Raw genomic sequence first — 19,795 nt, 5'->3', positions numbered from 1 at the left:
TTTGCCCAGTCTGCGGCACCGACAGGCATTTTGTCAGGCAGATTAGATAGGGTTTCAACTGTGAGCGCACCAACAGCCCTGTATCGCCGGTACCGTCCCGATTCCTTTGCCACCGTGATCGGCCAGGAACACGTCACCGCGCCGTTGATGGCTGCCCTGGAAAAGAACCGCGTCAACCACGCCTACCTCTTTTCAGGCCCGCGCGGCTGTGGAAAGACCACCTCGGCCCGCATCCTCGCCCGCTGCCTGAACTGTGCCAAAGGCCCCACTTCACACCCGTGCGGTGAGTGCGACAGCTGCATCGAGCTGGCCCGCGGCGGAGCCGGTTCCCTGGATGTCATTGAGATTGACGCGGCCAGCCACGGTGGCGTTGATGATGCCCGCGACCTGCGCGAACGCGCCACCTTCGCCCCGATCCGGGACCGCTACAAAATCTTCATCATTGACGAGGCCCACATGGTCACGTCCGCCGGCTTCAACGCCCTGCTGAAGATCGTCGAAGAGCCGCCGGAGCACATCAAGTTCATCTTTGCCACCACCGAACCTGACAAGGTCATTGGCACGATCCGCTCCCGCACGCACCACTACCCGTTCCGGCTGGTGCCGCCTGAGCCGCTCATGGCTTATTTGGCACAACTGTGCGAGCAGGAAAATGTCGCAGTTGCCCCCGGGGTCCTGTCCCTGGTGGTCCGCGCCGGCGGCGGTTCCGTCCGCGACTCCCTCTCAGTTCTTGACCAGCTGATGGCAGGAGCCGATGCCTCGGGCCTGGATTACGACCTTGCGATTGACCTGCTCGGTTATACCCACTCGTCACTGTTGGACGACGTCGTTGAGGCGTTGGCCGCCAGCGACTCGGCCACCGTGTTCAAGTCGGTGGACAGGGTCGTCCAGACCGGCCACGATCCCCGCCGTTTCGTGGAAGACCTCCTCGAGCGTTTCCGAGACCTCATCATCGTCCAAGCCATGCCCGAAAGCGCCCATGCGATTTTGCGCGGCACTCCGGATGAGCTGATCGCCCGCATGCAGACGCAGGCCGCCCAGCTGGGTGCCGCCGAGCTGTCCCGGGCCGCGGACGTCACCAATGCGGCGTTCAATGAAATGACGGGTGCCACCTCGCCCCGCCTGCACCTGGAATTGCTGGGCGCCCGCCTCCTGCTGCCTGGCGCAGACTCCTCGGTCCGAGGCATGGCCACCCGGCTTGACCAGCTCGAACGCCGCCTCAATTACTCCGGATCACAGTCGGCTGCCCCGGCAGGCATGCCGCCCGCCGGAGCCGTGCAGGCCGGCGTCCCCGAACACGCCCTTGACCGGGCTCCTGCACAAGGGGTTGCCGCCCAAAGTTCGACGACGGCACCCGCCGACTCTGCTGCTGAAACCTCCGGCGGCGGACTGGCTGCCGTACGGGCGCAATTGGCCCGTGCAAAGGAAGCCGCGGGTGCTGAAGTGGCGGCACGCCATGCCCCTGCTGCTGCCCCCACGCAGGATTCAGCTCAGGACTCAGCCCAGGAATCGGTTCAGGAATCAGCTGCTGCCACCCACCAGGCACCGGCCGCTGAACAGCCCCGGCAGCCGGAGGTTCAACAACAGCCCCAGCAACGTGAGCCAGCTGCAGCGCCGGCTGCACGCACCTGGGACGACCTCCCCACCCCCTCCGGCGACGCCGCCCCTGCCGCCCAGAAGTGGGGCGACCAGCAAACCGGTGCAACACAGGCAAACTCACCGCAATCCAACGCACCGCAGTCGGGCCAGCAGCAGGTTCCGACACAGCGTCCCGAGCAAGACGTCCGGCCCGCTCCCTCGGCTCAAGGCGAACCCGCCGGTGGAGCATCCAGCGGCACAACGGGCATTGAGGTGATTCGCCGGGCATGGCCGGAAATCCTGGGTGCGCTGCGAAACATCCGCATGGCGTCGTGGGCCATGGTGAATCAGAACGTGGTGCCCCAAGTATTTGACGGCCGGGAACTTCGTGTGGGACTGCCTTCTACCGGTCTCATCGAAACGTTCAGCAACAACGGCCACCTGGAAAATTTGCAACAGGCCATCAACCAGGTACTGGGCATGACAGTGCAAATCCTGCCTGCCGACGGCGAAGCCCCCGCTCCGAGAGCGAGCGCTGAGCCAAACCCAAAAGTTCAAACAGGTAGCCCTTCACGGCAACGTGAAGGGGGTGGCGACACTGCGCCCCAACCGGCAAGCGCAGCGTCCCGGCCGGGCCAACAAAACCCGGCCCACACTCCGAATCAGCCTCCGAATCAGCCTCCGGCCCATCCTCCAGTTCCGGCTACGGGTTCCTTCGCCGCTCCGGCCGCCACCAGACCTGCCGACACCAAGCCCGCTGCGGCCGAGCCGGCTGCTCCCGTCGCGCCCGCTGCCGTGGTTCCCGGCGAGGCGAAGGCCTCCGCTGTGGTCTCGGAGCCTGCCAGCGGGCAGAGTCCTGCCACCATCCAAGCTCCTTGGGACGGCCCCGTCGAGCCAAGCGATCCCTGGGATGAGCCGCACCCGGACTCCTATCCACCCGACGATTACGCTGCGGCCGACCACTTCGATTCTGCCGCTCCACAGCCAGCCGCCGAAGCCCGGCCGGCAGCCAGGGACACCCCCTCTGAACCGTCGGCGACGCCACAAACCAGCAGCGAACAGGCGCCCCCACCGGCTTATTCACCGCCGAGGGTTTCACCCATTTCTGCGTGGACCACGGGCTGGGACGTGCCGGTGGCTGAACCAGTCAGCGCTGCCCCTGTGGAACAGGAAGCACCCCGGCGCAGCGCCCTGCTGGCCGAGCAGATCGCCCAGCAGTCAGGTCAACAACCGGACCAGCCTGCACCCCAGGACTGGGGCGTCTCCCTGGGCCAGACAAGCCGGAAGGATGTTGCCGACCCGGGCTGGGGATCCATGGCCAACGCCCCGGAATGGGCCCAGGACGCTCAGGGCAGCGCCCCGGCAGCAGCAACCAGTGCAACCAATGCCGGCGCAGAAACAGCACCGGCCCAAGCGGATTCAGATCCAGCGGAATCGCATGCAGTGGAATCAGGTGCAACAGAAACCACGACGGCGGAAAATGGTTCGTTCAATGCGGCCGCGCCCGTGGCCGGAGCACCATTGGGAGCTTCCAGCACCTACCCGACGGTCGCCACTGTCACTGCACCGATGTCACAGTCAGCACCAGGGGCCCAGTCAGATCAGGTGACCGAGGCGCCCGATGCCGCACAGCGGCAGGAGGCACCGGCGTCGGACATGGCAGGCAGCAGCGCCACACCCGTCGCAGCCAAGCTGAGCATGTACCAGCGCCTCGCCAACAGCTCCGAGGCCCAGGCCGCACGCACGCAGACGCCAGCACTCGCCGCGCAGACGCCCTATGTCGAGGACGTCCCCAGCCCCGACGACGTGACCATCGAGGAATCCGGTGTTGTGGGCCAGGCGGCTGTGGAGCGTATTCTGGGCGGGGTATTGATCGAAGAGCGCCCGCTGAACCCGTCACACTGAGTCCCTGCGGCGCAGCCACCACCATTACCCAACAGTGGAATTGAACCACTGGACGATTTGAACCAATAGACAAGAGGCATTGTGTACGAGGGAGCAGTTCAAGAGCTCATCGATGAGCTGGGGCGCCTGCCCGGAATCGGGCCAAAATCGGCCCAGCGGCTTGCTTTCCACATCTTGGAGGCCGACGCCGAGGACATGCAGCGCCTGGTCAAGGCCATCGTCACGGTCAAGGAGCGTGTGAAGTTCTGTACTGCGTGCTTCAACGTCACGGAGGCGGAACTGTGTAACATTTGCCGCGACCAGCGCCGCGACCCCACAGTCATCTGCGTTGTGGAGGAGTCCAAGGACGTGATGGCAGTGGAGCGCACACGGGCCTTCCGCGGCCGCTACCACGTGCTGGGCGGCTCCATCAATCCGATCGCCGGCATCGGCCCCGACCAGTTGCGCATCCGCGAACTGCTCACCCGCCTCAATGACGCCCAGATCCAGGAAATCATCATTGCCACCGACCCCAACCTCGAGGGCGAAGCGACCGCAACCTACCTCTCGCGCATGTTGAAAACCCTCGGCATCACAGTCACCAGGCTGGCCTCCGGGCTGCCGGTGGGCGGCGACTTGGAGTACGCCGATGAAGTGACGCTTGGCCGTGCCTTCGAGGGCCGCCGCAACGCGCTCACCTAAACAGGCCGTTTTAGCACAACCGTTTTAGTACGGCTGCGCTAAAGTGCGACGCCGGATGCCCGGCTTTCGCTGCTGCCTTGCCCGGCGCTGGCAATGAGTTGGGCGAGGCGCTCCTTGGTGGGGGTCCCCGCGGTGGGAACGTACATGACAAAGTGCAGTTCGGGGACGTCCGAGGGCACCAGCCGGTGCTGCTCAAACGTCAGCTCGCCCACCTCCCGGTGAATGAATACGCGCTGCCGGGAGGCGAATCCCAGCACACCGCGTTCGGCCCAGATGCCGGCAAATTCAGGGCTCGCCGCAGACAGGCTGTCGACGAGTTCCGTGTGCGCTGCCGAGCCGAGCCGGGGTCCGGCCTCGGAACGGAATTCGGCCACGAAGTGCCGTGAGGTCAGCTCCCAGTCGGGCAGCATTTGGTGCAGCTGCGGGTCGGTGAAGACAAGCCTGAGCAGGTTCCGTTCTGCCGGAACAATCTCGGCGATGCGTGAATACAGTGCCCGGTAGGGGCTGTTCCAGCCGGCAATCCCCCAGTCCGGAGCCACGGCAAAGGCCGGAAAGTCCACCGCATCCATGAGCGCCTGCAGGTGCGGCGGCACATCCTCCATGGTGGCCGTGCCACCGGACGGCACCGCGCCGTGGCCGCCCAAGGCCAGCACATAAGCCTGCTCGGCGGCGCTGAGCCGCAGCACCCTGCCGATGGATTCCAGCACCTGCCGGGAGGCGTTGATGTCCCTGCCCTGCTCCAGCCACGTGTACCAGGTGACACTGACGGCGGAGAAGGCGGCGACCTCTTCCCGGCGCAGGCCCATGATGCGGCTGCGGCCTATGGGAGACAGTCCAAGTTCCGCACGAAGCAGTCCTGCCCGGCGGTCACGGAGAAACTGGCCCAGCTCACGCCGTCGTTCTTCATTCATTCCATCAAATCTAGCACTGCCACTACTAGTATTGACGCCGTCTCCACGACGCACCCCTAATCCTGCTTAAGCACCCCGCTTGCTGGTTAACTTGTCCCCATGCCTCCATTACGTTCACGCACAGTCACCCACGGCCGCAACATGGCCGGCGCCCGCGCCCTCATGATGGCCTCGGGTGTTGCCAAGTCCGACATCGGCAAGCCGATCGTCGCCGTCGCCAACTCGTTCACCGAGTTCGTCCCGGGCCACACCCACCTCGCACCTGTGGGCCGGATCGTCTCCGACGCCATCCACGAAGCCGGCGCCATCGCCCGCGAATTCAACACCATTGCTGTGGACGACGGCATCGCCATGGGCCACGGCGGCATGCTCTACTCACTGCCCTCCCGCGACCTGATCGCCGACTCCGTGGAGTACATGGTCAACGCGCACTGTGCCGACGTGCTCGTATGCATCTCCAACTGCGACAAGATCACCCCCGGCATGCTCATGGCCGCGCTGCGCCTGAACATCCCCACCGTGTTCGTCTCCGGCGGCCCCATGGAAGCCGGCCGGGTCACCATGACCGACGGTTCCATCCGCACACTGGACTTGGTCAACGCCATCTCCGACGCCGTGGATTCCTCCATCTCCGACGAGGACATCGACCTCATCGAGGCCAACGCGTGCCCCACCTGCGGCTCCTGCTCCGGCATGTTCACCGCCAACTCGATGAACTGCCTGACCGAAGCAATCGGCCTGTCCCTGCCGGGCAACGGCTCGCTGCTCGCCACGCACACCGCACGCAAGGAGCTGTACGAGCGTGCCGGCGCCACCGCTGTCGAGATCGCCAAGCGCTACTACGAGGACGACGACGAATCGGTGTTGCCGCGCAACATTGCCAGCTTCGAGGCGTTCGACAACGCCATGGCCCTGGACATCGCCATGGGCGGCTCCACCAACACGATCCTGCACCTGCTCGCCGCGGCGCAGGAAGCCGGCCTGAAGTACGATCTCGACGACATTGACGCGAAGTCCCGCCAGGTGCCGTGCCTGGCCAAGGTCGCCCCGAACGTGGCCGGCGATAAAACATTTTACATGGAGGATGTGCACCGTGCCGGCGGCATCCCTGCACTGATGGGCGAGCTGAACCGCGGCGGGCTGCTGCACACCAACGTCAACTCGGTCCACTCGAAGGACCTCACCGGCTGGCTCGACGACTGGGACATCCGCGGCGGCAAGGCCACCGAGGCGGCCCAGGCCCTCTGGACCGCAGCACCCGGCGGCCAGCGCTCCTCCACCGCGTTCTCGCAGTCGGCCGAGTGGACCTCGCTCGACACCGACGGCGCCGAGGGCTGCCTGCGCGACGTGGAGCACGCTTTCTCCAAGGACGGCGGCCTGGCGGTGCTGCGCGGCAACATCGCCATCGACGGCGCCGTGGTCAAGACCGCCGGCGTGGACGAGTCTATCTGGACGTTCGAAGGTCCGGCCGTGGTCTGCGAATCCCAGGACGAAGCCGTTGAGAAGATCCTCTCCAAGGTGGTCAAGGCAGGCGACGTTGTGGTCATCCGCTACGAAGGCCCCCGCGGCGGCCCCGGCATGCAGGAAATGCTCTACCCCACGTCCTTCCTGAAGGGCCTGAAACTGGGCAAGGTCTGCGCGCTGATCACCGACGGCCGCTTCTCCGGCGGCACCTCCGGGCTCTCGATCGGCCACGTCTCCCCCGAGGCTGCGGCCGGCGGCACCATCGCGCTTGTCCAAAACGGTGACCTCATCCGCATCGACATCCCCAACCGCTCCATGGAACTCCTGGTGGACCCGGTGGAGCTGGACGAGCGCCGCGACCTGCTCGAATCGACCACCGGCTACCAGCCTGTGGGCCGCGAACGCGAGGTCTCCGCCGCCTTGAAGGCCTACGCCGCCATGGCCACGAGCGCCGACAAGGGTGCCATCCGCCAGGTCCCGGAAGACGTGGTCCTGATGAAGGCGCCGCGAGCTGAAGTGCCCGTCTCCTAACCACCCCTCACATCTGTGTGGCAGTTGTTGGACCAATGCAACAACTGCCACATGGAATGTCCGACGGCGATCCCTTGGGCAGATTGCCTGCGGCTGTCCAAGGAGCCACGTTAGGCCTTGAGGATCAACTCCAGCAGCGGGCGCGGGTCGGTGGTGTCCCCCCGGGCAATCCGATGCAACAGCAGCCCCTCCAAGCAAGACATCAGCACCGCTGCCACCACGTCGTGCTGCGGCACGTCCAAGTGCACGAGGGCCCCGACGGTCAGCTCTTCGTACCGTGCACGTCCGCGGCCCACCGCCCGCCGAACGTCAGGGTTGTGGCCGGCTTCCACGAACAGTGCCAGCCTGGCTGCCGTGAAGTTCCTGTTTTGATCGCTGGCAAATTCGTAGACAGCACACAGCCCGTCTATGAGCTCGGCAATGGTGTCGGGTTGAAGGAACTGATCAATGCCAGCAAGCTCCTGCTCTGCCAGCCAATCAACCGCGCCAGTTAGCAATGCTGCCCTGGTGCGGAAGAAGTTGGACGTGGAGCCCTTGGGCAGGCCGGCCCTGGCGTCCACCCGGGCGTGAGTCACGGCCCGGACTCCCCCGGAGCCCAGCAATTCCAGTGCCGCAGACAGTGCACGGGTCTTTGTAGATGGCATGAAATCACTGTAGTTGGAGAAACTTTCCACTACAAACATAGTGTCACGACACTACAGACGTAGTATTATTTCCCCATGGACACCATGGCATTCCCCGAGCAGGTTGTCCCCGGGGTTGAGCACAGCTTCATGGAGGTATCCGGCCTGCGGGTTCACATGGCGCAGTGCGGCCGTGGTGAGCCGCTGCTGCTGTTGCATGGATTCCCGCAGAACTGGTGGGAATGGCGTGATGTCATAACCCCGCTGGCCAGCCACTACAAGGTGATCTGCCCGGATTTTCGTGGTGCAGGCGCCACTGACGCACCTGCCGGCGGATACACCTCAGACCAGTTGCTTGCGGACACGCTGGGCCTGATGGATTCCTTGGGGCTGGACCGAGTTCACATCCTGGCGCATGACTACGGTGCGATCATTGGCTTCCGGTTGTGCCTCGAGCATCCCGAGAGGGTCAACCGGTTCGTGGCACTGTCAATACCGCACCCCTTCCTGAAACCATCATTTGCCTTGCTAGGGGTCCTGAAAGCCGCGTGGATTGAGCCCGTCATTGCCACACCGATTCTGGGCCCCGCCCTGCTAGGCTCCCGGCGCCAGAGGTTCCCACGGTTTCTCTTCGCCCATTTCAGCCACAGCGAAGGCAGCTTCACATCTGCAGACCTGGAGTACTTTCTGTCCAGCCTGCGCGAGCCGGCTCGCGCACGGGCAGCGAGCGCCCTCTACCGCCACTGCAACATTCCCACGTTTATTGACATATTCGCGGGGCGCTTCCGCAAGATTGGACTCAGCACGCCAACACTGATGCTGATCGGGTCGGAAGACCCGGCACTAAAACCGGCCATGCTGGGCGGATACGAACACCATGCCGACGACCTCACAGTGGAGTTCCTGCCGGACGCCTCCCATTTTCTGGCTGACGATGTCCCGGAAGCCGTGGTCGTGCGCACGTTGGCGTTCCTGTCACAACGCTAGGCCACACGCGTTCCCTTGGGCAATTTCCCGGCCGGGGTGCGCAGGGCACGCCAGCCGAGAGCCAGAATGCCCGCCGCAACCAGCAACTGCAGCCCCAGGCCCAATGGCCACAGCGGCATCCCCTGCTCAATGGACGCAGGGGCGATCTTGCCGCCGGCACATTGGTATGTCACGTCGGGCCCGGCCTGGGCGTAGCGGGCGCCCTGGCTGACAGTCTCAAACAGCCCCGCTGGATGGTAGTGGCCGTCCTGGACGGTGCGGTCGGGGTAGGGAATGGCGTCGGCCACCACCACGAAGGGATTCATCGCGAGCATCCACGCAATCCTGTCAGTCCGCGGGGCGCCATGATCCTCCAGGGGGCCAAAGCAGGCGTACTCGGCATTTTCATCCGTGATGCCCCTGGGCTGTGGCGGCGCAGGGTACATGTCCTGGTCGCTGGACTCCCCACCGGTGTCCGGCTCCCCCTGCTGCATCTCCGCGCCCTTGTAGTGCACCTGGTTTGCCGCCACGGTGCCGTTGCTCAGCCGCATGCCCAACCCGAAGGCAATGAGCGTGCCAAAGACCAGGGCAGCCACTGTCAAATACGTGACCACAATGGAGAACAGCGGCCGGTTGGCCAAGGCAGAAATGCCCACGCCGAGGGCACACACCACGCCGAGTTCAATGGCGAGCATGAGCAGGGCAATGAAGATGTAGCCGACGCCGAGGCCGCCTTGGGCGATGCCGAAAATCAGGAACGGCACGCTCACCACCAGGAAGGCCAGTGCGGCAATCCATGACGCCAGAAACTTCCCCCACAGGAGTTGCCCGGGCCGCAGCAGGGTCACCTGCATGATGGCCAGGGTTCCGGCAGCCCGGTCGCCGCTGATGGCATTGGCCGAGAATGCAGGTGCAACGAGCAGCCCGAACAGCAGCACAAACGCCATAACGGCTTCAAAGATCAACGGGCCCGGACCAACCCTGCCAAACCCGGGGTCAATGCTGTAACCGGACTGCGCCTTCCAGCTGATCCACGTCAGGGCCGTCACCAGCCAAATCAGCCCAAACCAGATGACCAGCATGACGTACCAGCCGCGCGAACGCAGCCGCTGCCGCAACTCCATTCCCACCACCGCCACCACTCCTGTGGCATAGCCGTTTATCCGGGAAGAGCCCGGCGAAGGGGAGCCGTGGGCTGGCTGCGGGGCGGGCCCGTTCTGCATCGTTGTCATGACTGCTCCACCTTCATGCTCAGGTACGTCTCTTCCAAGGCGCCGGTGGCCGGGGCAAAGGAACACACGGCCACGCCGGCCGCCACCAAGTCCCGCAACAGCGCCGCCGCCTGCTCTTCCCGTTCCACACTGACGCTCGCCGACGGGCGCCGGCCCGTGCCCGGTTCGAAGTACACCCCCAGTGTTGTCAGCGCCGAGGCCAGGGCAGCCGGGTCAAGCGCTGCGATGGAATACTTGCGTCCCTGCCCGGTGGCCTGCTCCACGGATTGGGCCAGCACCGAACGTCCCTGGTTCACGAACACTGCACCGTCGGCAATTTCGTCAAGCTCCGCGAGCACATGGGAGGAAACCACAACGACCTTCCCCTCCGCTGCCAGCCGCCGCAGAATGATGCGCAGTGCAATGCGCGATCCCGGGTCCAGCCCGGAGGCGGGCTCATCGAGCAGGAGGACCTGCGGATCGTGGATCAACGCGCGGGCCAGACTCAGCCGTTGCTGCTGCCCGCGCGAAAGCACCCGTGCCTTCTGGTCGGCCAGCGAAGAAAGATTCACCAGCTCCAGCAGTTCCTCCACGCGGGCCGGGATCTGCGCCCTTGGGAGGTGGTAAAACTTGCCCATGGTGGTCAGAATCTCGCGCGCCGTCAGCGACTCCCACACGCCCAGCGTGTCCGGCATCCAGCCAATCCTGGCCCGCGCCGCGGCGGGATCCCTGACCGGGTCGATGCCCATGACGCTGATGCTTCCGGTGTCCGGGGCCAGCAGCGACGCCAGCATGAGCAGCAGCGTGGTCTTGCCCGCACCGTTGGGTCCGATCAAGGCCGTCACCTGCCCGGCCGGCGCCTGCACGTCCATCTGCACGACGGCGTGCACCGCACCAAAGCTGCGGGACAGCCCGGTGGCACTGAGCCCGGGGAAGCCTTCAGGGGCGGACGGTCCGGGCGGCGGTGGCTGGAGCTCGGTCATCATAACCTCCCTGTGGGCCGCAAATCGCGGTCTTGGCAACAGCCTAAGGGGTTGCGGGCACCCAAGGCATCATCCCGCCGTCGGACATTAGAATTGTTATCCGCAGGAAACCGCGGCGTCATGGACCAGCATGTGGACACTTCAATTCCATGTTCACGCAGCACCGCGCTAAACTTGGGGCACCTGCCTTCCGCGTTGATGATGCCGCATTGGCCCAGCGCACGGCGCGGCCCGGCGCGAGCGGCAGCAAGTTTCCTACTTTCAAGTGTTGCGTTAGGTAAGTCAATGAGTGTGCACCCATGAGCCTGATTGTTCAAAAGTACGGCGGTTCCTCCGTGTCCGACGCGGCGGGCATTCTGCGCGTGGCCCGCAGGGTTGTCAGCACCCAGGAGGCGGGCCACGAAGTGGTTGTCGTCGTTTCAGCCATGGGCGACACGACCGATGAACTGCTGGATCTCTCCGCGCAGGTTTCCGAACATCCCCCGGCTCGCGAACTGGACATGCTCATGACAGCCGGCGAGCGAATTTCGATGGCCCTGCTGGCCATGGCCATCAGCTCCCAGGGCGGGGTGGCGCAGTCCTTCACCGGCAGCCAGGCAGGCATGATCACCGACGGCATCCACGGCAAGGCCCGCATCATCGATGTAGACCCGCACCGCGTCCGCACCGCCTTGGACAAGGGCAAGGTGGCCATCGTCGCCGGCTTCCAGGGCATGAGCCGCACCACCCATGAGATCACCACCATGGGACGCGGCGGCTCCGACACCACTGCCGTCGCCCTCGCCGCGGCCTTGAACGCCGACGTCTGCGAAATTTACACCGACGTTGACGGCATTTACACCGCCGACCCCCGCGTGGTGTCCAGCGCGCAGAAAATCAACAAGATCTCCAGCGAGGAGATGCTGGAAATGGCAGCCTCCGGCGCCAAGATCCTGCACCTTCGCTGCGTGGAATACGCCAGGCGCTTTGGCCTGCCGATCCATGTGCGCTCATCTTTCACCGACAACGAAGGAACCTGGGTCCTGCCCAGCCCCAACGACAAAATCAAGATCTCAGAGGGAGTTGCCTTGGAGCAGCCAATCATCTCCGGCGTGGCCCACGACCGGTCAGAAGGCAAAGTCACAGTGGTTGGCGTGCCGGACATCCCCGGCAAGGCCGCGATGATCTTCGGCATCATTGCCGGAGCACACACCAACATCGACATGATCGTGCAGAACATCTCCACCCGCGGTTCCGGCAAGACCGACATCTCCTTCACACTGCCCATGGTGGAGGGTGAGGACGCGCTGGCCGCACTGCGCGCCCGGCAGGAAGACGTGGGCTTCGAGGACCTGATCTACGACGACAAGATCGGCAAACTCTCCCTCATCGGCGCGGGCATGCGCTCCAACCCGGGCGTCTCCTACAGCTTCTTCAAGGCCCTGTCCGACGCCGGCGTGAACATCGACTTGATCTCCACCTCCGAGATCCGCATCTCCGTCGTGACCCGCGCCGACCTGCTCGACGTGGCAGTGCGCGCGGTGCACCAGGCCTTCGGCCTGGACGGCGAAGATGAGGCAACCGTTTACGGCGGCACTGGCCGCTGACCCCTCGGGCCGCAAGGCCCGCAAGGCCCGCAAAAAAGGTGGGTGCCGGACATCAATCCGGCACCCACCTTTTTTATCGTCATTCCACTGCTGCAAAAAATACCCGCCCACCCCTGGAACCGGCTAGTGCTCCTCGACAGCTTCGTCCTTGCGGACTGCATAGTGGTGGCCTTCTGAATCCGTCTCCTCGGCAAAGTGGGAGAGCTGTTCATCACTGCTGTCTTCAAATTCATCGTGGCGATGCACCACAGGGGAATCCATGTCACCTTGGTCCGCGGGGCCGAAAACCTTTTGAAACTTCTCGGTGGCGTGCATGAATTTCTGCACGAACTTATCACTGTTCGTCATCATCAACACCCCCTCTCCACCTCGAAAACCGCTGCGTTCAGGATCCCTTAAGTTTACGCCTGAAGCCGCGCAAAGGCGCTGGCAGGACCGCCCGCCCGCCGCGACCCGCGGGGAGCATTCCTACCGCAGGGACTGGTCGTTCGGGTCCCGGGGGACGAGGTACGTGCTGCCGTCAGCCCGGGTCGCAGTGACAAATTGCCCGGAGGCGGCCTGCTGGGCGGCCAGCAGCGCCTTGTTTTCCGGCGTCATCTCGTGATCGAGGGGGCTGCTGCTGGCCGGCCCCAGAACGTACCGCAGGTGACCGGTGAAGCGCATCAATTTGTGGACAAGACGCGTCTTCGGCATGGTGGCTTTCCTTAGCGGAGCAGGGGCCCGAAGCTGCATTTCGAGCCGATTGAGGGTGTCAGTTCCATTCATAGTAGCCTGTTCGTTAGTGCACTAACTAAACGATGGAGAGTGTGAGTGAACACCGCTGAGAATGACCTGTTGCTTGAGCGCCAGCTGAGTTTTGGTCTCAGCGTCGCCTCCCGCAGCGTCATTTCCGCCTACAAGCCGGTGCTCGCGGCCCTGCAGCTGACCCACCCGCAGTACCTGGTGATGCTGGCCCTGTGGGAGCGCGCCCCGCGCCGCGTGAAGGACATTGGCGGCGCCCTCCTGCTGGAATCGGCCACGCTCTCCCCGCTCCTCAAGCGCCTGGAGACCCTCGGCTACCTCACCCGCACCAAGGACGACGCCGATGAGCGCGCCCTGGCCGTGGACCTCACCCCTGCCGGTGCGGCCCTCCGTCAGCAGGCACTTGCGGTGCCCGGCACCATGATGGCCCGGCTGGGCTTGGACCGCGACGGCGCCATGGCCCTGCATCGGAGCATGATGGCGCTCATTGACGCGGCAACACACGCGGACGACGGCGCTGTGCCCGACAATGCGATGGCTGGCACACGAACTCACGACACCGCCGTGATGACGGATGATTGAACGTATGACGTCCGCCCCACTCCCCCTCACTGAGGATGCCTGGCAGTCGCGCGCCCAAGAGCACAAAATCCGTGTTGACCGGTACGCGGCTCCATACCTGGCGCGCCGGTCAACCGGCCAAAAGCATCCCGTGGAGGATTTCCTCTTCACTTACTACACGCAGAAGCCCGGCCAGCTTGCCCGCTGGCACCCGGGGCCGGGCGTCGTCCTGACGGGGGCGGGGGCAGCGGAGCGCTTGGGCTGGAAGTTTTACCGGGCTGCGAACGACGACGAACTCAAGTCTGGCGGGGCGCCCCACCAAGGTCCCGGCGTCGTGCTTGATCTGGAAGGGTTTGCAGTCCATCGCCAGGAGGCCATCGATTTTGCCCGAATTATTCTGGGCCGCACGGCAGCACGCCCCGCGCAATTTGGCTGTTTCGGACTGCACGAATGGGCCATGGTGTACCAGCAGGAGGCCAATGAAGTGCGGCATGAATACCTCGAGCTGCGTCTGGGATCGGCCGGCACGGACCGGACGGTGGAGGAGAACCGCATCCGCTGCACACATTTTGACGCCTACCGCTTTTACACACCGCAGGCCTCCGGGCTCAATGAGTTGCGCCCCACGCGGGAGAACCAGCGCGATCTGGAGCAACCAGGCTGCCTGCACGCCAATATGGACCTCTACAAATGGGCGTACAAGCTTTCGCCCGCCCTGCCCAGCGAACTCGTCATGGACTGCTTTGAACTGTCGTGGCGGATCCGGGCCATGGACATGCAGGCGTCCCCGTACGATCTCGCCGCTTGGGGCTACCCGCCCATTCCGATCGAGACGGTGGCCGGCAAGTCCGAATACGTGGCGCACCAGCGGGCCTTCAGCGCCGAGTCGGCGGTATTGCGGGAGCGGCTGCGCATAGCCGTGGACGCACTGCCCGTCGGCTAGCTTCCGAGCACCGCCGCAAGTTGGGGTGCCAAGCGCTCCGCCATGAGCGCGTAGCCGGCCGTGTCCGGGTGCAGGGTGTCGGGCAGCCGGTCAAGGGCTTCCTGCCCAGTCAGCACCGCGGCGCCGTCAATGACATGGAGCTTGTTGTCCCCCTGCTCCTGCATAGTGGCCACGACCCGGGCGGTGGCGCGACGATAGTCGGCAAGGGTCCAGCCCACTTCGTTGGCCTTCCCTTCGCGCGGCAGGGACAACACCGGCGTGATGACGACGATCGGGACGTCCGGATGCGACGCCCGGACGGTCTTGATGAAGCCCTGCAGGGCAGGACCGTAGCTGCGTTCCGAGAACACTGCGGCGTTGTAGCTGTTGATGCCCACGCACAGGGAAACGATGTCGGCGGGGGTTTGCGCGATCGTGTCCGCGGCGACCGGGTCCAGTTGGCACTCCCCCGCCAAACCCAGGTTGGTCAGCTGCCAGCCGTTGCGGGCCGCAACCAAGGCAGGCCAGGTTTGGGTGGGACCATCGGCCTGCTGGCAGTGCGTAATGGAACTGCCGTAGGTGACCCAACGCGGGCCGGTTTCCGCCGCGGTGGTGACGGTTGCGCCGTCGAACGCTGCCTGGTGCAGGGTGAAGTCGCCAAAGTGAGGCAGCCACAGTTGGACGAGTGAGTTGGGCGCCAGCCCTGCCAGCTCAACGACGTGGCGGTGGGCGCCGGCGGCCGGCAGCCGGTGGGTGAGCTCGCCGTTGACGAGGACGTCGTAGGGCGCACATTCGTCGGCGCCGTGGCCGGCAACCGTGAGGGTGCCGCCATCCGTACGCCAGGCGGCACGGACGCCGGCGGCCATGGCTGCGCGGTTGGCGAGACCGTCAGTGTAGGGCGGCAGGTAGCCGGTCGCATCCAGCCGATGTAACTGCTGTGAGCCATCCCCATCATGCGTAATTGTGAACATTCCGGACCACTGGGCAGCAGCTGAAACCATGGGGCAATCCTATCGAAAATGGCTCGGGCCCCTGCCGGTGGATTCCGGCAGGGGCCCGAAGAGGCGTCATCCCACACCTCCCCCAAGGACGAGGTGGGAGATGTTGGGTGTTACTTCGCGGCCGGCGTTACATGGAATGTACCGAAGGAGAACAGCTCCCCGCTCCCGTCGGAAACCACGAGGGTGTCCTTGCCGCTCTTGGTGCCTTCCGGAACGGTGAATGTCACGGTTCCCTCCGCGTTGGCCAGGAACCAGCCTATGCGGGCGCCGTGCTGGTTCAGGTGCATATACGCCCACTCATTCGCCGGAAGGTTCGTCACGGTGACGGTGTCGCCGGCACTGTACTTGCCAGCCTTCAGGCCCAGGTCAACGGGGGCCTGCCCATTCAGCTGTGCCCGCTCCACCGACGGCTCGAAGGCCGGAGCCTCCTGCTCGATCGGCAAGGCCAGCAACCCAACCGGAACGACGGCGGACGCGTCCTTCGCGCCGTTGGCGGCGGCGAGCGCCACGGAACGTTCCGCAACGGCACCCGAAGTAAGCTCCGCCGTCGTCAGTTCACGAGTTTCGGTGAAGCTGGCTGATTCGCCGACGGCCAAGGTGCCGCGCTCGGTGCCGAGGCCGGCAACACCTGTCAAGGTGACGTTGCCGGCATTGGTGGCGGTGGCCGTGGTGGTCACTGTGTCCCCGGCACTGGCCAGTCCGTTGCCGTCAAGATCGTTCCACACCGAGGCCGCCGTTGCCGTCAGTCCGGGATTGCGCACGAGCAGGTCAACTTCGTCACCGGTGATGGGGAAGGTTTTGGTTTCCAGTCCGGAAGCGCTGACGGTCCAGGTGCTTTCCGGAACGAAGAAGCCGTTGGCCAGTTCATCGGCCGTGACCTCGTGGCGGGGTGTGCCACAGGCGTAGTTGGCCCACGTGGACAGGTTGTTCCAGCGGCAGTTGCCACCTGCCGGGGGGAGGAACGGATCGAAGTTGCCCGATGCCGGCACCACATTCGAGGTGACGTTGCTGAGGCTGGTCACGGCGAACTGGTACGGGAGCTTCTCACCCACCGAGTAGGGAGTGGCGGAGAGGTCGCGGCCCTGGTCCGTGCGCGAGCCGACGACGTTCAGGCCGAGCGTCGGTGCGGCGCCTCCGGTGACGGTTACGGGAACTACGGCGCTGAACTCGCTCGTGCCGTAGTTGACCTTCGCGGTGATGTTGAACTGGCCGGCCGTGGCGCTGGCGGGGATGGTCACGGGCACCGTGACAGTGGCCGATGAGCCGGCGGGCACATCGGCAAATTCCGCTGCACCAAAGCTCCAGGCGTTTTGCTTGGCAAAGGACGCCTTGGCTCCGGTGATTGCGGTCTGGCCGCCATTTACCATGGTCAGTTCGGCGTCGACCGTCGTCCCATTGGCGCCTGTCAAGGCTTTGGCGGTGAGCTCGACACCGCATTGGATGTCCAGCCATTCGGCGTTGAACTTGCCAAACGTCATGGTGTTGTTGTCACCTTCGTAGAACACCCCGAAGGTGCCGTCGCCGAGTGCGGTGACGGTGGAGTAGCTCATGGCGCCGGCCTTGAATTGCTTGCCGGAGCTCCATGTGGCGCCGTCATTGCAGGAGTATCGGATGGTGCCGTTCTGGCGGCCCGAGGTGCTGTTGGCATTGGAGAACAACAGCATCTTGGCCTCGTCTGAGCCCTCGGCAGCCTGCGGGTGCATGCGGGCGATGGAGGCGTTGTTGACAGGGTCGCTCAGGCGGGTGTCGACAGTGACGGGCCCGTAGCTGTGTCCGCCATCCTTGGAGATGGCCACCTTCCGGCCGCCCTGGCCGCCGCTGCTGGCACGGGAATTCATCATGACGTCGCCGTTGGAGAGCTCGACGGTCTTGTTTTCATCCATGCCCGTGCCGGTGAACTCACCGCGCTGCCAGGTCTTGCCGTGGTCATCGGAGTAGACGCTGTAGGCCTGGTAGGCGATGGTGCCGTTGGGTTGTTTGACCTTGCCCGTGAACTGCTGGACGAGGCGGCCCCTGTGCTCGCCGTACTTGAGCTGGATGCCTTCGCCCGAGGAGGCAAAAACGCCCTGGACGCCGCCAACGTTGGAGGAGTCACCGACGGGCTTGACCACATCGGTGATGAGCGGACCGTCGTAGCCGGCAAATTCTGAGCCGGCGGGATACTCGGCCGGGGGCAGGACCGGCATGTGCGCCGGGTCCATCGACCAGGTCAACCCGTGGTCCTTCGACACGGCGACGGCGGAACTGGTGATGTTGCGGGCGGCGTCGTCGTTGCCGAAGCCGCCGGCCTGGAAGCTGACATCCTTGGAATAGACAAAGAAATTGAAGACGTCCCCCGTCACCTCGTCGACGACGAAACTGGGGTCACTGAAGCCGTAGACCGGCTTGCCCTCGGCCGGCATTTGTCCGCGTGCAACATACGTCGGCGCGCTCCAGGTCTTGCCGTTGTCCGTACTGCGACGCTGAACGATCGAGTTCGGCTGGGGCGAATCGCCGCCGAAAGGGCGTCCGTCATAGGAAGCCAACACGATGCCGTCTCCGAGATGGGCCAGGGCGGGGATGCGGTAATTGGCTCCCAGCACGGGGTCGATGGCGTTGTCCCCGTTCTTGGCAAGCACCTGCTCGACGTAACTGGGGGCTGCCGGGGCGTTCTGGGCATCGGCCATTGCGGGTGCGATCATGCTGGCCAGCATGCCTGCGGTCAAGGCACCGGCGGCGGCTGCCGTCCGTGCGTGTTTCCATCGGCGCGGGAAGTCGGTGGATTTCATTTGGTCCTTTCAAGGCGGCCGTCATTGGCCGGGTGGCTGTCCCCAATTGACAAGACGTTCCATGGTTGAATGTGATTCATCAGACATGGAATGTCCCACAACCGTAGCGTGTTGCCCGTCACAAAACGACTTTGCGCGAACCATGACTTCCCGATACGGCTCAAGCCCGCCCGGCTGAGACCTGCACCACGCAAATACCCGAGTTTGGATTCACTGCGTAGAATGGGATGGCAAGCTCGCGGAGCGCTTTTCTTTTCGATTTTCAAGCCGGAATCACCTTCGGCCCATAGGACTGCGTAAGACGGCACCTCCGCGGCAACCCCTCTTACTCACCAGGAGTTCCTTCGATGCCTCGGATCGTTGTCGACGTCATGCTCAAGCCCGAAATTCTGGACCCGCAGGGGAAGGCCATTGTTGGCGCACTCCCCCGTCTGGGTTTCACCGCATTCTCAGCTGTCCGCCAGGGCAAGCGCTTTGAACTGACGGTGGATGGCGAGGTGACCGAGGAGATCCTGGCCCAGGCACGTGAAGCAGCTGAAACCATGCTGTCCAACCCGGTCATCGAAGACGTGGTCAACATTGAAGTTGTGGCGGACTAGCCATGAATGAAACCCCCTTGATTGGCGGAACCACGCTGGTTCCCGTTGATTCCCGCCTGGCGGGAGCCCGCATCGGCGTCGTCACCTTCCCCGGCACCCTCGATGACCGCGACGCAAGCCGCGCCGTCCGCTTCTCCGGTGCCACCGCCGTCGATCTTTGGCATGCGGACACCGTCCTGGCCGATGTTGACGCTGTCATCATCCCCGGCGGCTTCTCCTACGGCGACTACCTGCGCGCCGGCGCCATCTCACGTTTCGCTCCGCTGATGTCCAAGATCGTTGACGCGGCAAACTCGGATGCGAAGCTGCCTGTGCTGGGAATTTGCAACGGCTTCCAGATCCTGACCGAGGCGCACCTGTTGCCCGGTTCGATGATCAAGAACGACCACCTGAAGTTCCTGTGCCGCGACCAGGTGCTGCGTGTTGAAAACGCCAACACCGCCTGGACCAACGCTTACGCCGCCGGACAGGACATTACTGTTCCGCTGAAGAACCAGGATGGCCAGTACATCGCGGACGAAAAGACCCTTGATGCCCTTGAGGCCGAGGGGCGCGTGGCCTTCCGCTATGTCGGCAGGAACCCGAACGGTTCGCGCCGCGACATCGCCGGCATCTCCAACGCCGCCGGCAACGTGGTGGGCCTCATGCCGCACCCCGAGCACGCAGTGGAGACCGGCTACGGCCCCGGCCATACGGGCACCGACGGGCTGGGATTCTTCACCTCAGTCTTGAACACACTTCTGGGAGACAAATAAATGAGCGAG

17 protein-coding genes are annotated in these 19,795 nt (G+C 64.5%); 9 read left to right on the top strand and 8 right to left on the bottom strand.

Annotated elements, in window-relative coordinates; genetic code table 11:
* The first annotated feature begins 60 nt into the window (after window positions 1–60).
* Together AC1L6K_RS04035 and recR are read left to right on the top strand one after the other, a co-directional pair.
* Window positions 61–3,483: a DNA polymerase III subunit gamma and tau gene (locus AC1L6K_RS04035; RefSeq protein WP_480951442.1), complete on the top strand. Its 3,423-nt coding sequence runs from the start codon at window positions 61–63 to the stop codon at window positions 3,481–3,483.
* An 81-nt stretch (window positions 3,484–3,564) separates the two neighbouring features.
* Window positions 3,565–4,164: a recombination mediator RecR gene (gene recR, locus AC1L6K_RS04030; protein WP_480951441.1), complete on the top strand. Its 600-nt coding sequence runs from the start codon at window positions 3,565–3,567 to the stop codon at window positions 4,162–4,164.
* Window positions 4,165–4,202: 38 nt separating this feature from the next.
* Here the strand turns inward: recR and AC1L6K_RS04025 are convergent, their stop codons facing one another.
* Window positions 4,203–5,075, bottom strand: a complete 873-nt coding sequence (locus tag AC1L6K_RS04025) for a helix-turn-helix transcriptional regulator (protein ID WP_480951440.1) — start codon at window positions 5,073–5,075, stop codon at window positions 4,203–4,205.
* A 99-nt stretch (window positions 5,076–5,174) separates the two neighbouring features.
* On the opposite strand from AC1L6K_RS04025, the gene ilvD reads away from it, so the two are divergent.
* The gene (ilvD, locus tag AC1L6K_RS04020) at window positions 5,175–7,070 is read left to right on the top strand and encodes a dihydroxy-acid dehydratase (protein ID WP_480951439.1); all 1,896 of its coding nucleotides are present in this window, start codon (window positions 5,175–5,177) and stop codon (window positions 7,068–7,070) included.
* Between the two features lie 110 nt (window positions 7,071–7,180).
* Here the strand turns inward: ilvD and AC1L6K_RS04015 are convergent, their stop codons facing one another.
* On the bottom strand, window positions 7,181–7,714 hold the full coding sequence (locus AC1L6K_RS04015; protein ID WP_480951438.1) for a TetR/AcrR family transcriptional regulator: 534 nt from the start codon (window positions 7,712–7,714) through the stop codon (window positions 7,181–7,183).
* Window positions 7,715–7,789: 75 nt separating this feature from the next.
* Between AC1L6K_RS04015 and AC1L6K_RS04010 the strand changes: the two genes are divergently transcribed.
* The gene (locus tag AC1L6K_RS04010; protein ID WP_480951437.1) at window positions 7,790–8,680 is read left to right on the top strand and encodes an alpha/beta fold hydrolase; all 891 of its coding nucleotides are present in this window, start codon (window positions 7,790–7,792) and stop codon (window positions 8,678–8,680) included.
* Here AC1L6K_RS04010 and AC1L6K_RS04005 read toward each other — a convergent pair.
* Entirely contained in the window at window positions 8,677–9,891 is a 1,215-nt protein-coding gene (locus AC1L6K_RS04005) for an ABC transporter permease (protein ID WP_480951436.1), read from the bottom strand. The genes AC1L6K_RS04010 and AC1L6K_RS04005 overlap by 4 nt on opposite strands.
* Window positions 9,888–10,853, bottom strand: coding sequence for an ABC transporter ATP-binding protein (locus AC1L6K_RS04000; RefSeq protein WP_480951435.1), 966 nt, complete (start codon window positions 10,851–10,853; stop codon window positions 9,888–9,890). Before AC1L6K_RS04000 ends, AC1L6K_RS04005 begins: the two co-directional genes overlap by 4 nt.
* A gap of 299 nt (window positions 10,854–11,152) precedes the next feature.
* Between AC1L6K_RS04000 and AC1L6K_RS03995 the strand changes: the two genes are divergently transcribed.
* Window positions 11,153–12,439, top strand: a complete 1,287-nt coding sequence (locus AC1L6K_RS03995) for an aspartate kinase (RefSeq protein WP_480951434.1) — start codon at window positions 11,153–11,155, stop codon at window positions 12,437–12,439.
* A gap of 123 nt (window positions 12,440–12,562) precedes the next feature.
* Here the strand turns inward: AC1L6K_RS03995 and AC1L6K_RS03990 are convergent, their stop codons facing one another.
* Window positions 12,563–12,787 carry a hypothetical protein gene (locus AC1L6K_RS03990; protein WP_480952693.1) on the bottom strand — a complete coding sequence of 75 codons (225 nt, stop codon included), beginning with the start codon at window positions 12,785–12,787 and terminating at the stop codon, window positions 12,563–12,565.
* A 120-nt stretch (window positions 12,788–12,907) separates the two neighbouring features.
* Window positions 12,908–13,132 (bottom strand): hypothetical protein, encoded by a 225-nt coding sequence (locus AC1L6K_RS03985; protein ID WP_480951433.1) that lies wholly within the window; start codon window positions 13,130–13,132, stop codon window positions 12,908–12,910.
* A 117-nt stretch (window positions 13,133–13,249) separates the two neighbouring features.
* Here AC1L6K_RS03985 and AC1L6K_RS03980 point away from each other — a divergent pair, with 117 nt between their 5' ends.
* Together AC1L6K_RS03980 and AC1L6K_RS03975 are read left to right on the top strand one after the other, a co-directional pair.
* Entirely contained in the window at window positions 13,250–13,762 is a 513-nt protein-coding gene (locus tag AC1L6K_RS03980; protein WP_480951432.1) for a MarR family winged helix-turn-helix transcriptional regulator, read from the top strand.
* Window positions 13,763–13,766: 4 nt separating this feature from the next.
* Window positions 13,767–14,684, top strand: coding sequence for a 3-methyladenine DNA glycosylase (locus tag AC1L6K_RS03975; protein WP_480951431.1), 918 nt, complete (start codon window positions 13,767–13,769; stop codon window positions 14,682–14,684).
* Here the strand turns inward: AC1L6K_RS03975 and AC1L6K_RS03970 are convergent.
* Both AC1L6K_RS03970 and AC1L6K_RS03965 read right to left on the bottom strand, forming a co-directional pair.
* Complete coding sequence (locus AC1L6K_RS03970) at window positions 14,681–15,664, bottom strand: GDSL-type esterase/lipase family protein (protein ID WP_480951430.1); 984 nt, start codon at window positions 15,662–15,664, stop codon at window positions 14,681–14,683. The two genes, AC1L6K_RS03975 and AC1L6K_RS03970, sit on opposite strands and share 4 nt — an antisense overlap.
* Window positions 15,665–15,774: 110 nt before the next feature.
* Entirely contained in the window at window positions 15,775–18,432 is a 2,658-nt protein-coding gene (locus tag AC1L6K_RS03965; protein ID WP_480951429.1) for an exo-alpha-sialidase, read from the bottom strand.
* 347 nt (window positions 18,433–18,779) lie between these two features.
* On the opposite strand from AC1L6K_RS03965, the gene purS reads away from it, so the two are divergent.
* Window positions 18,780–19,031 (top strand): phosphoribosylformylglycinamidine synthase subunit PurS, encoded by a 252-nt coding sequence (purS, locus tag AC1L6K_RS03960; RefSeq protein ID WP_444531570.1) that lies wholly within the window; start codon window positions 18,780–18,782, stop codon window positions 19,029–19,031.
* A 2-nt stretch (window positions 19,032–19,033) separates the two neighbouring features.
* Complete coding sequence (purQ, locus tag AC1L6K_RS03955) at window positions 19,034–19,786, top strand: phosphoribosylformylglycinamidine synthase subunit PurQ (protein ID WP_480951428.1); 753 nt, start codon at window positions 19,034–19,036, stop codon at window positions 19,784–19,786.
* The last annotated feature ends 9 nt before the right edge of the window (window positions 19,787–19,795 follow it).

It is taken from the genome of Specibacter sp. BI4 (assembly GCF_056680095.1).
The sequence above is the reverse complement of the archived record's forward strand: the minus strand, read 5'-3'. Positions and strand labels throughout refer to the sequence as shown.

Excerpts from the sequence above, each read along its gene's own strand:
- AC1L6K_RS04025 (WP_480951440.1), bottom strand. The coding sequence starts at position 5,075 with ATGAATGAAGAACGACGGCGTGAGCTGGGCCAGTTTCTCCGTGACCGC.
- ilvD (WP_480951439.1), top strand. The coding sequence starts at position 5,175 with ATGCCTCCATTACGTTCACGCACAGTCACCCACGGCCGCAACATGGCC.
- AC1L6K_RS04015 (WP_480951438.1), bottom strand. The coding sequence starts at position 7,714 with ATGCCATCTACAAAGACCCGTGCACTGTCTGCGGCACTGGAATTGCTG.
- AC1L6K_RS04010 (WP_480951437.1), top strand. The coding sequence starts at position 7,790 with ATGGACACCATGGCATTCCCCGAGCAGGTTGTCCCCGGGGTTGAGCAC.
- AC1L6K_RS04005 (WP_480951436.1), bottom strand. The coding sequence starts at position 9,891 with ATGACAACGATGCAGAACGGGCCCGCCCCGCAGCCAGCCCACGGCTCC.
- AC1L6K_RS04000 (WP_480951435.1), bottom strand. The coding sequence starts at position 10,853 with ATGACCGAGCTCCAGCCACCGCCGCCCGGACCGTCCGCCCCTGAAGGC.
- AC1L6K_RS03995 (WP_480951434.1), top strand. The coding sequence starts at position 11,153 with ATGAGCCTGATTGTTCAAAAGTACGGCGGTTCCTCCGTGTCCGACGCG.
- AC1L6K_RS03990 (WP_480952693.1), bottom strand. The coding sequence starts at position 12,787 with ATGACGAACAGTGATAAGTTCGTGCAGAAATTCATGCACGCCACCGAG.
- AC1L6K_RS03985 (WP_480951433.1), bottom strand. The coding sequence starts at position 13,132 with ATGCCGAAGACGCGTCTTGTCCACAAATTGATGCGCTTCACCGGTCAC.
- AC1L6K_RS03975 (WP_480951431.1), top strand. The coding sequence starts at position 13,767 with ATGACGTCCGCCCCACTCCCCCTCACTGAGGATGCCTGGCAGTCGCGC.
- AC1L6K_RS03970 (WP_480951430.1), bottom strand. The coding sequence starts at position 15,664 with ATGGTTTCAGCTGCTGCCCAGTGGTCCGGAATGTTCACAATTACGCAT.
- AC1L6K_RS03965 (WP_480951429.1), bottom strand. The coding sequence starts at position 18,432 with ATGAAATCCACCGACTTCCCGCGCCGATGGAAACACGCACGGACGGCA.
- purS (WP_444531570.1), top strand. The coding sequence starts at position 18,780 with ATGCCTCGGATCGTTGTCGACGTCATGCTCAAGCCCGAAATTCTGGAC.
- purQ (WP_480951428.1), top strand. The coding sequence starts at position 19,034 with ATGAATGAAACCCCCTTGATTGGCGGAACCACGCTGGTTCCCGTTGAT.